General features: G+C 48.9%; 9 protein-coding genes. All 9 read right to left on the bottom strand.

Annotated elements, in window-relative coordinates; all coding sequences use genetic code 11:
- Positions 1–273 precede the first annotated feature (273 nt).
- Positions 274–1,140, bottom strand: a complete 867-nt coding sequence (locus tag M3629_RS24320; RefSeq protein WP_251511044.1) for a sugar phosphate isomerase/epimerase family protein — start codon at positions 1,138–1,140, stop codon at positions 274–276.
- Positions 1,141–1,249: 109 nt separating this feature from the next.
- Positions 1,250–3,061, bottom strand: a complete 1,812-nt coding sequence (locus M3629_RS24315; RefSeq protein ID WP_251510993.1) for a glycoside hydrolase family 35 protein — start codon at positions 3,059–3,061, stop codon at positions 1,250–1,252.
- Between the two features lies 1 nt (position 3,062).
- A complete protein-coding gene (locus M3629_RS24310) occupies positions 3,063–4,541 on the bottom strand; it encodes an alpha-L-fucosidase (RefSeq protein ID WP_251510992.1) in 1,479 nt (492 codons plus the stop codon).
- Between the two features lie 163 nt (positions 4,542–4,704).
- Positions 4,705–5,610 (bottom strand): copper homeostasis protein CutC, encoded by a 906-nt coding sequence (locus M3629_RS24305; RefSeq protein ID WP_251510990.1) that lies wholly within the window; start codon positions 5,608–5,610, stop codon positions 4,705–4,707.
- A gap of 77 nt (positions 5,611–5,687) precedes the next feature.
- Positions 5,688–6,707, bottom strand: coding sequence for a sialidase family protein (locus M3629_RS24300; RefSeq protein WP_251510988.1), 1,020 nt, complete (start codon positions 6,705–6,707; stop codon positions 5,688–5,690).
- 379 nt (positions 6,708–7,086) lie between these two features.
- Positions 7,087–7,278: a hypothetical protein gene (locus M3629_RS24295; protein WP_090924244.1), complete on the bottom strand. Its 192-nt coding sequence runs from the start codon at positions 7,276–7,278 to the stop codon at positions 7,087–7,089.
- A 243-nt stretch (positions 7,279–7,521) separates the two neighbouring features.
- Complete coding sequence (locus M3629_RS24290) at positions 7,522–10,329, bottom strand: glycoside hydrolase family 3 C-terminal domain-containing protein (protein ID WP_435368269.1); 2,808 nt, start codon at positions 10,327–10,329, stop codon at positions 7,522–7,524.
- Positions 10,330–10,605: 276 nt separating this feature from the next.
- Entirely contained in the window at positions 10,606–11,694 is a 1,089-nt protein-coding gene (locus M3629_RS24285) for a low temperature requirement protein A (RefSeq protein ID WP_251510985.1), read from the bottom strand.
- Between the two features lie 105 nt (positions 11,695–11,799).
- Complete coding sequence (locus M3629_RS24280; protein WP_251510984.1) at positions 11,800–12,759, bottom strand: ring-cleaving dioxygenase; 960 nt, start codon at positions 12,757–12,759, stop codon at positions 11,800–11,802.
- Positions 12,760–12,851 lie beyond the last annotated feature (92 nt).

Below are 12,851 nucleotides of genomic sequence, written 5' to 3'. Positions count from 1 at the left end.
CCTCCAGTGTTAAAAATGAAATGAATACCGTTCAGCTCTTCAGAGCCATCTTTGAAATAAAAGTCTTACGATCCGCAAATCAAGCTTATAACCGTTAAATTTTGAAAAATCAGTTTACTGCGGCTACTTTCATACAGCCGATTTTTGGATGAACTCTATTTAAACGTACGCCATGTTACTCCCTACACTACACTGCACCTCATAGCACTAAACCAATCGACACGGGATTGCATAGCGATCCCAGATCATAGCAAGGCACATAACTACATATTGTCACGCCTCATCCCACAAACGGCGCACGTTATCCATTGCAATGCGCGAGGCGGTTCGGCAATCCTCCATGCCTTCGAATTCAACCGAGATATATCCGTCGTAACCGGACCGCTTCATCACACGGAACACTTCAGGCATGTCGATATCACCATGGCCCACGATAGCACCACGCAGATAATTGCCATGGGAAGTCTGGAACCAGCCTTCGCCGGGATTCCGGGTGGAAGGACGCCAGTAGAAGTCTTTGGCGTGAACGATAGACGCGTGAGCAATGTTATTTTTCACCGCACTCACCGGATCTTCATCCACACAGAGAAAATTCCCGATATCCAGCGTCGTTTTGAAATTTTCCCGACCCGTCTCATGTAACAGCCGCTGAATCCGCTCGCTCGATTGCACATAATATCCGTGGTTCTCCACACTTGTTGTAATGCCAAAGCCTGCGGCATAGTCGGCAATTCGCTGACAGGCTTTGACGAGTACGGGCAGGTCGGCTTCAAACTGTGCTACAGTTCCCTCCGGTGCAGGCCGGAAAGCCACATCGTGGCGCATCCGTTTCACACCCAGGGCAGCGGCGACATCTACATGGCGCATAACACTCTGAATTTCTTCTTCCAACGTCTCGTCGCTCTCCTGAACCGCAAAGTTCGCACCAATGGCATAATTGGAGATGTCGATACCAAACTCCCGAGCCGTAGCTTTGATTTCCTCAATTAACGCTGGATCATCAATCAAACTGAAGCCCATCGGTACAATCTCCACATGCTGCCCGCCCTGCTCCGCAATCCACCGAACGGCATCCGGCACAGTCAGCTCCTTACGATCCAACGCTTGCTGCAAACTGTATGTGCTGAGTCCAACTTTCATCTTCCTCATCCTCTCCCTCTCCTGTGATGGGTGTCCATACCCAACGTATACCTTGTTCCAGTCCATAGAGCAATTGCCAATAATCGCATGGCTCACCGATTTTCCTTTTCTAGCCCAAATCCGGCTGATCCACGAACATGACGGCGGCATCTGCCGTCCCATGAAGCTCAAATATAATGATCTCGTTCTCCCCCAGACGGAGAAGAGGCGCAGGGACATACAACGTCTGTTGCGGGCCTTTATTCCAGTAGCGCCCCAGATTGAATCCGTTTACAAATGCAACCCCTTTTGTCCAGCCGTCCAGACGAAGAAAAGTATCCTTTATATCCAACACATCTTCAATATGAAGACTTCCTCGATAAAAAAATGGCTCCTCTGTTACTGTTCTTACGCTACTCTCAAGCTCAGACAGCACAGCAAAAGATAAACCCGAAAGATCGGTCATCGGCAAACAATGAATCGTCCAATCGTATAAAAACTGAAATCCATGCCGCACACCCTCCGTAATTCCCTTCGGATCTCTCAGGTACGGACCATAATTGATTCGCCCCATATTCTCAACGAGAATGAGCAACTCCGTGCCTTCCGCGGGTACTTCAAAGGATATCGTTGTCGCCGTGGGATTCCCACGTTCCAGTACTCCCTGTAAAAGGCCATCTACAAACACCATTGCCCGATCACGAACCTCCTGAACGACCAACTCCTGCCGCTCTCTTGGCCCGGATATCCGCGTCTGGTAGCTGATAAACCCATAATCCTGCCCCAGCTTCTCCATCGGCTCCGGGTTTGTACGGTGCATTGGAATAGCCAGTGCATTCAGTTGTTGAAGCAAACTAGCATGTTGCCTCATCTCGATCCTGCCGTAAGCAGCCGTTCCTATAGGTTCTGGTAAAACTAAATCTCCCGGCTCAGAGCCATGATCCTGTTTTTTAGAAAGGCTATACCGCGAGATAACCTCCCTTACTGCATGAAATTTCGCTGTTGGCTCACCCGATTCACTAAGCAGAGAGTCATAGTCGTAACTTGTAATGGTTGGTTCGTATTGATCCTTTTGCTGACAGTTCGCCCCATTATAAAATGCAAAATTCGTACCGCCATGGAACATGTAGAAGTTCACCGAAGCGCCTGCTTCTAACATTTCCTCCAGCACTTTAGCTACATCTTCCGCTTCCCGAGTGTGATGAGATTCGCCCCAGTGATCGAACCAGCCATTCCAAAACTCCATACACATAAGCGGTTCCTCTGCTTGATATTCACGCAGCTTGGCAAACGCCCACTCGGTCCCCGACCCAAAATTAACTGTTGCCAAGTGTCCTGGCACGGAACCAGCCTGTAGCATATGATCGGTTGGCCCATCCGAGGTGAACAGGAGCACATCCATGCCCCGCCTCACCATGCCATCTCGCAAATATTGCAGATAACTCGCATCGTTTCCGAAGCTGCCGTATTCATTTTCAATCTGCAATGCAATAATGGGTCCGCCAGAGGTGCTCAGAAGGGGTTTTAATGTGGGTAAAAGCACATCGTAATACCGATCCACATGCGCCAGAAACGCCGAATCACTGCAACGAAGCCGCAGATGGTCATCTGCAAGCAGCCAGGAAGGCAATCCGCCAAATTCCCACTCCGCACAGATGTAAGGACTTGGACGAACGATCACATGCAGCCCCAAGCTCCCCGCAAGTCGAATAAATTTCTCCACATCCGCCATGCCTTCAAAACAATACTCTCCTGGCTGCGGCTCATGCACATTCCATGGCACATAGGTCTCCACCGTATTGAATCCGCAGGCCTTCAGCTTCAGCAGCCGATCCTCCCAATACTTGGGCACGACTCGAAAATAATGAATGGCTCCTGATAGAATCTGAATCGGTTCCCCATCCAGTATGAATTGTGACCCCTGAGCCGTCAGTACTGCCATCTCACATGTCCTCCCGTTCACTGTAAAATAAACTGAATCTAGATAACGTCGGGAACCATCTGGACTCCTGAATGGTTACTCGAACCCGGCGTGCAGTCACTTTTGGAAAACAGCAAATCCGCTTATACCCCACCACCGTTCCGGCATATATGTCATGCCATCGACCATCGTCACTACATACTTCCAGAGTAAACCGTTCAATCCGCTGACCCGATCCGATATGTTCCATCAACATCACACGGTCGAAGGTCTTTTCTTCCGGCAAAATCAATTCAATCCACGCCTGCTCTGTTCCTTCGCGTGGGCACCAATACGCTTTTGGTTTGCGCTCTCCATCCGAATTTAGCACTTGTGAAGCATCATGCGCTTCATCCATCGTCTCCGAAGCCTTTGCCTGTGCGCCTTGCGCCAAGTCTTCACTGAACGTGGTACGCAGCGCCAAACCTAACTCGCTCAGACGCTGGACATCATTTTCATGAATCCGACCACGCGTGTCTGGTGGCAGGTTAAGCAAAAAACAGGCGTTGCCGCCCACGACGCCGTAATAAACGGAAAGCAGTTCCTCCAGCGTTTTGACCTGATCATCCTCACTCGCATGATAGAACCAGCCCGGACGTATCGAAGTATTCACCTCGGCAGGATACCACACCAGCTGATCTGCATAATCACGGATAACGCTCCGACTCCCCAGATCACGGTCCTGTGTATTGATTTTCCTCGCAAACGCTCCATCATCCACCTGTTGCGACTGCTCCTGAATCTTCTCATTATCCTGCATATGCGCCGGTACAACGCTCCATTCCGATTCGCGCGTATGTCCTGCCTCATTGCCACACCAGCGTACGTCTGGGCCACAAACCGAAATGACCGCTTCTGGCTGGAGCTCACGAATGAGCGCGTAATAGGCGTCCCAGTCATAGACCTGCCTTTTCCCATTTGACCCTTCGCCGCACGCTCCATCAAACCAGACACAGAAAATATCACCGTAGTTCGTCAGCAGTTCGCGCAATTGATGAAGGAAAAAGGCATTATACCGCTCCGAATCCCCATAACATGCTTCATGGCGATCCCAGGGTGAGAGATACACCCCGAATTTCAACCCGGCGTCACGACAGGCATCCGCAACTTCTCGAACCAGATCACCAGATCCATTTCGCCATGGACTTGCTGCGACCGTATGATCTGTATAACGGCTGGGCCATAGACAGAATCCGTCATGGTGCTTGCACGTTAAAATTAATCCTTTCATGCCTGCATCCTTACATGCCTCTACCCATTGTCCTGCATGTAGTTCAGTAGGGTTAAAGATCGCCGGGTCTTCCTCACCCGTCCCCCACTCCCGATCCGTAAATGTGTTCACGGTAAAATGGATAAAAGCATAAAACTCCATCTCCTGCCATCGCATTTGACGCTCGGATGGGCTAACCTCTGCCGCCGTTTTAATCCAATCCGCTGATGCTGGTGAAAACTTTGAATTCATGGCCCACACTCCCTTATATGAAAAGTGCATTTTGCTTTTATTGCTTTTATTGCTTTTTGTTCTATATAAGTTGAACTATTCTTTTACACCAACTGATATAGCTATCCATCCGCTTCTATAGCCGCCGCTATGTCGGCTGTTTCTAACACCATCCACACAGTAGCTACCAATACCGCAGCTCTTGTACTGCACGAATCAACGTTGCTTTGGCCTGAACGACAAGCTGAGCATCCACAGGGTGATCGAAACTGCCTCCACACCGCACGCCCGATCCCATATGCATCTCTGTGATCCCTGTTCGGCTCACGAGGGTTGGAATCCCTTCAATCGTGACACCCGAACCTGCCATAATCGCTATATTCAACCTCTGTCCTATCTCCTGCAACTGCTGTAGTTCGAGCAAACCCTCAGGTGCTGTAAGTTTCCCTCCCGATGTAAGTACACGCTCAACGACACTCTCCTCGCTCTTACTAACGCTTGCACTCTTGCTCTTGCTCTCACACTCACTCTTGTCCTTGCTGTTATTCTCGCTACTGCTCCTGTTCTTACTTTCACTAACACTCTCACTCTTGTTTTTCATCTCCCTCTCATGCTCATACCTGCCCTTACCCTCGTTCCCTCCATTGACGCTACCAATGCTCTCCAGTGCTCTCACCACATGTGCACTCGAATCGATGGCGCGATGAAACGTAACTCCCATCCCCTGAGCGCTTAACAGACAAGTTTGTAAAAAGGAGCGATCTACTTCTCCCTCATTGGTGAGAGCTCCAATCACGATGCCTGCGGCACCGAGCTCCCTCGCCACACGTATGTCTTGGATCATCGCCTGAAGATCATCAGCGCTATAGCAGAACGAGCGGCTATGAGGCCGTATCATGACATACACTGGAATTGACACCCGCGATACAACTTGTTCAATCTGCCGATAGCTGGGCGTAAGACCCCCTTCGGACATAGCCGATACCAGCTCGATCCGATCGGCTCCCCCCTGCTCAGCCGCTTGGGCATCTGCCGCGTCTAGCGCAATGACTTCCAATATTGGCTTTAAGTTGTTGACTCGCCTATTCATAGGCACACCTCCTCACAAGTAACCACGACAGAAAGGACCGAAGAAACGCTTAAATCAGCGCTTCTGCGGTCCTTGCTTTATTCCGATGTGTGAACGTTCAGTTTCCAGAACGCAACCCGGTCTCTTTTCCACGTATACGAGATATACAGGTTCTGTCCCTGAGATACGATGGCAGGATAAGAATACTCGCCCGGAGCATCTTCAAGCACCCATTCATTTCCCCAGCTCGCACCATTGTCATTCGAAAAAGCAACCACCAGTGGTGTCCGGGGACTCTCTGTCGCATATCCGCTCACGGGATTGTAAACAAGCGCAAGCATGCCACCCTCCAGGCGTGTGACATCAATTCCGCTATTGTTGTTTGGCAGTTCTGTCGGGTACGCTTCACACCATGTCCTGCCGCCATCCACCGAGTCGCTACGGAAAATCCTCCCCTCCGTACTACGGAGTAACATATGTACATCATCCGTACTTGAAGTCCACAGAGCAGGCTGAATCAGACCTTTTGCAATCCAATGATTTGCCCCCACATAAGCAGACAGGTTCATCGGAATGGGTTCACTTTTCGTCCATGTCATGCCCTCATCGGTTGAAATATCAACAAAAGCTTCCCACACCTGTTTGCCCGGATTCTCCATATCCATTCGCTCAATAGAAGCCGGAGCCAAAATGGTTCCATCCGTTAGCTGTACAGGTTTATTGCGCACCGGACCACGACCACCCACATCACCGGGAACCAACTCACGAGCAGCCGTCCACGTCTGCCCGCCATCCTCCGAGCGCATGATGCGCGTATGCCAGTCTGTAATTTCGTGTCCCACCTTGTAAAAGAGTACAAGTGAACCCCCATGTGCATACAGCACCGGGTTCCAATGGGCAATGCCTTCTTCATCCGCTACTTTGCGCGGCGCTGACCACAAGCCATCTTGCTCCTGAATAGCCATCCAAATGGCAGTGTCGCTGGATTTTTCATACGAGCCTGCGAACCAAGACGCAATAACTAAACCAGTTGGCAAAACAGCAAGCGTAGATGCATGACTGCTCTGAAAAAGCTGTCCTTCTCGAAAAACATATTGTTTCTCTGCCATCATGATCATGAGTGAGCCCCCTGCCTTTTACTTCTTTCACTGCCTCCATGACTCTTATTGCTTTGACTACCATCACCATTTGTTATTTTTGTTATTTTATTCGTTATTCAATTATAGCTTCAGTCTAAAACGTTAGGTAGTGAACGTCAATACCCGAAGGTGAACCCTAAAACCACAACTTTATAGAATTCACGGTCTACCATGCAACCCTTTGATGGGCGAAAAATTTTTGAGACATGACGCAAAAAAGACGAAGCAGAAGAATCTCTACATCGTCTTTGTATCCTGTGCTAGCATCTTTCTTACCTATTCCTAACCCTTCAAAAAAATAAAGGGCTTTCAAAATTGCTTTTTTCTACCTACTTGTCCCATCGGAAACCACACCGTTTTACTTGTTACGCCGGGCTTTTGTCATTCGGTTAAACATAATCAAAGCCACAATAATCATGGCAAGCATCGCAATATTGCTGGACACCTCTTGCGACAAGCCAAACAACATACATACGTTAGTCACCAGTCCTCGTACGATCAATGCAACAACAATCAGCAAAATCGGACTTAAGTAATTGTATCTTTTCATCGTTTGCCACACCCCTGACCCCATTATTCTGTTTGACCACGATCCCGTAACTCGATCATAACAGTCTGCTCCTCCGGTGACAACAAAAGGACACTGCAGGCAGTGTCCTTTGTTATCATCCCAGTAATGGTTCTAGCACCACACTATTACACTTTCTACTTAGAAAGAGACCCGAATGGATGCAAGTGCCAATCCATTTACATGTCACCTTTTATATCGCAAGCATACCCGTTAAAACCCAACCTACACCTGCTTGAATTCGATCCAATCGATCTGCAGACCTGGTTTGGTAAAGTCGAGCTTGAGTTCATACAGCCCGGCTTCCAGTTGCACCTTCACCAGCTTTTGTCTGATCCATTTGCCTTCAGTACCGTTCGTTTGAATCGTCGTAGCAAGCTGATCATTGAGCAGCACATTACATGCACTTTGCGCCAGTTCAGGCTCAGGTGACATGATCTGCACAATAATCCGGTACTGGCCTGCTTCATCCACTTTCATATATACAGGCTCAGCTGCCGCAGGTTTTACCTGTGCATTCTCAGCCAATGACTGAGCGTCTGCCACAGACAGGGACGCGTTCGCTTGGAACGAAGCCACGTTCTCTACAATCTCATGTTTGCGCGAGGATACCGGCGCGTTCATGATAAATTTGCAGATATTGATCGCGGAGCGCTGCAGCTCGCCGCGGGTCAAGGTTCCATTTTCGAGCGATTCCATTGTATTGTCATCCCAGCCGTTGATCTCTGCGCCATAGTTTGGCACAACCATGTACAGGTCGTTCTGAGCGCGAACCATCCAGTTCGTGAACTTGCGATCGGCTTCTCCGCCTTCTACCACATCGTTCATAATGGCCCACCAGTCGGTCATCACAATGCCGTCGAAGTTCCACTCTCCACGCAGAATCGTCGTGTTCAGATCGTAGTTGGATGCAGCCCAGTGTCCGTTAATCGGATTGTAAGAGGTCATGATGGAGTTCGCTCCACCCTCTTTCACCGCAATCTCGAACCCTTTCAGATAAATTTCACGAAGAGCACGTTCGGATACAACGGCATCGACTTTGCTGCGGTGTTTCTCCTGGTTGTTGCAGGCAAAGTGTTTCAGAGTGGCGTTAGAGCCGCCCTTCATAATGCCTTTCGTACATGCTGCGGCAAATACACCAGAAATCAGCGGATCTTCCGAGAAGTACTCGAAGTTACGACCATTCAGCGGACTGCGGCGGATATTGAGTCCAGGTCCGAGCAAGGTGTCCACCTGATTGCGAAGCAGCTCCTGTCCTTCCATTACATACAGTTCTTCTACCAATTCTGCGTTCCACGTTGCCGCCAGAAGTGTACCAATGGATACTTGTGTTGCTTTTTCCCCACTATCCATACGAATACCGGATGGACCGTCAGCCGTACAGGCCACGGGAATGCCATAGTTAAACAGGCTGTCGCTCACACCGCCAAAAGCCGATGCCGTTCCCGAAGTAACCAGCGGACTGCTCATGCCTTCACCGCGTACAATTGCTGCCAGATCCTGATCGCTTAGTTGAGCCACAAAAGCTTCCAGACTGACTTTCCCTGCCTTCACGTCGCTCAGTTTATATCCCTGGTTGCCCGTTTGTTCCAACGTTTGCGGCAAGTTCTGCGTGATGCGATCCGCGATAGACACTTTGCGCTTTGGCACATCTACATAAGTCAGCTCATATGATCCATCCGCCTTGCGAACGCCCGGTTTCAACCGTGTAAAATCTTCCGTCGGCGCCATCGCTTCCTGCAATTGTTTCACCAGTTGAACCTTGTCCACAACGTAGCCGTCTTGGCCATCAATCCCAACATGTTCTACCTGCTTCACACTCGTACCCACATGCAGACGGTACGTTCCTGCTTCAAGCACGTATGCGGAAGCATATCCTGTTACACCCGCATCATCATACGAAGCCATGCGGTTTACCGGAAAACGGATCGTTAACAGCTCGGAATCGCCGGGCTGCAACAGTCCTGTTTTGCCAAAAGCGGCAAGTGCTTTCACCGGTTGTCCCAGTTCCCCTTGCGGTGCTTCGTAATAAACCTGTACCACTTCTTTACCTGCATAGGTTGTACCGGAGTTGGTCACGTTCACACGAACCTCGATCGATGTCTCCCCGTTGTTGGCAACGGTACGAGCTTCCTCAATTTGTGTGGCAAAAGTGGTGTACGACAAGCCGTAACCGAACTCAAATTGTACTTTTTCAGGTCGAAACGTTTCGAAAAAACGATAACCCACATAAATATCTTCCTGATACAGGTTCTTGAACTCATTTCCGTAGTTGCTTGTAGAAGGGTAATCTTCAATCGAATAAGCAATTGTATCCGTTAGTTTACCACTTGGTGTCACGTCTCCAACCAGTACGTCCGCAATTGCGTTACCGCCTTCCATGCCGCCGTGCCAGGAGTAAATTACACCTTGAATCGGATGCAGAACCGTTTCGTCCAGCCAGCTCATATCCATAATATTAGAGACGTTAAGTACCACAATTGTATGTTCAAAATGGTTCGTGACATGCTTCAGCATTGCCTTTTCATCGTCTGTCAGACGATAACTTCCGGGTGCATCTGCATTATCCTGATCTTCCCCTGCGGTACGCCCAATGACCACAATGGCTTTACTCGATTTACTTCTAGCTTGTGCGACCAGCTCGTCTGTAAGCGGCATTTCCTTCTGGTTCCATGGCTCGGCCGCCCATACTTTGCCGCCATCGTCAAACGGATTTTCCTCGATCCATTTCTCATAAACCGCTGCCAGTTCTTCATTGACGCTGATGTTCTTTTTACTGCGTAGTCCATCCAGCAGATTCGTGGTATACGCGACATGGACACTCCCGCCTGAACCTGTACCGCTGCGATAATAATCCACTTGAATTCGGCCAAAAACTGAAACGTTTTCGGAATGACCAAGTGGAAGCACCTGTCCTTCATTTTTAAGCAAAACGGCTCCTTCGGCAGCCACTGTACGGCTAAATTCTGCAAACCCTTCCAATGGAACACCAATTAGATTTGTACTCAAGTGATTTCCCTCCTGAAATGTCATCTCCATATCTTTGAACTGGCTATTTATAAAACAAGATTAGATCGTACCCCAATTCACTACGATGGCAAAATACCTTGATAACGCTCTTTCCCCGACTAAGCTCATTTAAAAATAGAATTAACTTCTTGGATATGGCAGATTTACTTGTACCTAGTCCCATCTTAACAGATTGCGTACATGAAAATATATGAGAAATATTTATGTTCTTATAGCAAAAATGAAAGCCACGAACAAAGTCGTCCGTGGCTCTCGCTTCTCTTTTTATATAAACGTAGATCATGTCGTCAGCTTCGCATATACCAGAAAGAACAACATATCCTCACCCATGATGACATATCCGGGAACGCGGTAGACTAGATCCACCACCACAAAGGCTACTAACAGCCCCACCATGACCACCATATGAGTCGGACGGAGACGGAGATGCGGATGTCTGTAGCGATGAAACACAAGAGTCGTCGACAGGAAATACAACAACACCGAGCCAAATACAAACGCAAGCATAAACTCATAACTCAGCAGGTTCTGGTACAGCAGTTGGATCGATGCAGCGATCATACTCAGGGAGATGTAGATAAATAGATGCCCGTAGATAATGGCCTGCCCGGCGGTTTGCATCTCTTTGCTCACTTTTTTCTCCACGTTATCGAAGTACTGCCACCACATGGCGATGACAAACAGGGACGTAAAAACAGCGAACAAGATCGATTTCCAATCCCAGTGGTCGGCTGACAATACCGCGATAATGCTGACAACGGATTCACCGAGCAGAATGAGCGTAAAGAGAGCAAAACGTTCCAGCAGATGATGGGTCTGTACAGGCACCTTCACCAGATTTTTACGACCAAGCAGCGGTAAAATAATATCCACGGCAATTCCGGCATACAAAATCACATACCGCACCCAAGAATCAAAGAACAGCGAACCCGATGAGATCACGATGCCAATGATAAACGAGAGGCCCAGGAAACGGGCGGCCTGCTGCTGATGCTCGCTTTTCGATTTGTGGATCGTCAGGTACTGAATCGCGGTAAATGCTCTGGAACCAATATAACCTACGAAAAAGGATAGATAGTGTTCGTCAAAATGAGTGGACAGACTTGCCGTCATAATGAGAACCGACAGCAGTTGAAGGATGAGGAAAATCCGATGGCTCAGAATATCCTGACCATAACGGTTGATGAACAAGGTCTGACCTACCCACGCCCACCATACCGGGATGAAGATTAACACGAACTTTAATAAATATTCCCATGTAATGACGCCGTGCTCGGCATGTAACAAGACATGGCCTGCTTTGGAGACTGCCGCGACGAAAAGCAAATCATAGAACAGCTCCAGCCAGGTGACCTTTTTCTCCATCATCCCTCAATGCTCCTTTTGGTTTAGTTTCATATTCGTTGAAACAAAGGTGTCCACACGCAAACTTCGAGGACAGAACAAACTTCCAATATCCTTTATCTCTCTACCTCACTCTGTTACAGCTGTGGCAGGAGTAAGTGTTCTGACTTGAATCGGCTGCAGATTATCCTCGATCTGAGTCCGGTATTGTTCAAACCACTCTGGCAGCATCAGTTTCTGTCCAAGCGCTTCGGCGGGTTCGTCTTTGGCAAAGCCTGGAGGATCAGTCGCAATTTCGAACAAAATGCCGCCAGCTTCTCTGAAGTAAATCGCGTTAAAATACTGGCGATCCCGTACCGGAGTCGGCTGGTAGCCATACTCGCGCACGGCTTCGCTCCACTGCGCGTGCTGTGCATCATCGACTGCACGCCATGCGATATGGTGCACCGTTCCTGCGCCGCCCATACCAAGTGGCACGCGGGTAACAGGCACATCCACGATGTTGCCAATGTCTCCGATGGAACGGAAGCGGGCATATTCTTCATTTTCGCCCACTTTCACAAATCCGAGAATACGCTCAAGTGCATCCATTGTACGCTGCGGATTCACACTGAACAGTACGGCTCCACCGAACCCTTTGATTGCATGTTCAGCAGGAATACCTTCCTGCACCCAAGTATTTGCCGCTCCTTCTTCCCGCTCAACGAGCTCCAGACGCAAGCCTTCGCTATCTTCGAATTGCAGCAATTCCTCATCAAAGCGGTTAGTGCGAGTTAATTCGATATTAAAACTTTCCAGACGATTTTGCCAGAAGTCCATAGAACCCGGTGGAATGACATACGAAGTAATGCCGACCTGACCGCCGCCAATCTGGCCACGTGGTGAGCCTGCCGCCGGGAAGAAGGTAATGATCGTCCCCGGACTGCCTTGTTCATCTCCAAAGTACAGATGGTACACATCCGGTGCGTCGAAGTTCACTGTTTTTTTCACCAGACGAAGTCCCAGAACTCCAGCGTAAAAATCAACGTTAGCTTGCGGATCTCCAGCAAAAGCGGTAATGTGGTGGATACCTGTCGTTTGAATATTCATGATTATTTCCTCCTTGGTTTGTATGCTTATTTATATTGGAATTATATTATCTTTAAATTAAGATATATGATCTGTGCCACTAGTGCTGGATC

Origin of the sequence: Paenibacillus polysaccharolyticus (genome assembly GCF_023714295.1) — a bacterium.
In the GTDB taxonomy this organism is placed as follows: Bacteria; Bacillota; Bacilli; order Paenibacillales; family Paenibacillaceae; genus Paenibacillus; species Paenibacillus polysaccharolyticus_A.
Note: the sequence above shows the minus strand (reverse complement) of the source record. Positions and strands in the feature narration are given on the sequence as shown.

Excerpts from the sequence above, each read along its gene's own strand:
- M3629_RS24290 (WP_435368269.1), bottom strand. The coding sequence starts at position 10,329 with ATGACATTTCAGGAGGGAAATCACTTGAGTACAAATCTAATTGGTGTT.
- M3629_RS24315 (WP_251510993.1), bottom strand. The coding sequence starts at position 3,061 with ATGGCAGTACTGACGGCTCAGGGGTCACAATTCATACTGGATGGGGAA.
- M3629_RS24300 (WP_251510988.1), bottom strand. The coding sequence starts at position 6,707 with ATGATCATGATGGCAGAGAAACAATATGTTTTTCGAGAAGGACAGCTT.
- M3629_RS24305 (WP_251510990.1), bottom strand. The coding sequence starts at position 5,610 with ATGAATAGGCGAGTCAACAACTTAAAGCCAATATTGGAAGTCATTGCG.
- M3629_RS24320 (WP_251511044.1), bottom strand. The coding sequence starts at position 1,140 with ATGAAAGTTGGACTCAGCACATACAGTTTGCAGCAAGCGTTGGATCGT.
- M3629_RS24295 (WP_090924244.1), bottom strand. The coding sequence starts at position 7,278 with ATGAAAAGATACAATTACTTAAGTCCGATTTTGCTGATTGTTGTTGCA.
- M3629_RS24280 (WP_251510984.1), bottom strand. The coding sequence starts at position 12,759 with ATGAATATTCAAACGACAGGTATCCACCACATTACCGCTTTTGCTGGA.
- M3629_RS24310 (WP_251510992.1), bottom strand. The coding sequence starts at position 4,541 with ATGAATTCAAAGTTTTCACCAGCATCAGCGGATTGGATTAAAACGGCG.
- M3629_RS24285 (WP_251510985.1), bottom strand. The coding sequence starts at position 11,694 with ATGATGGAGAAAAAGGTCACCTGGCTGGAGCTGTTCTATGATTTGCTT.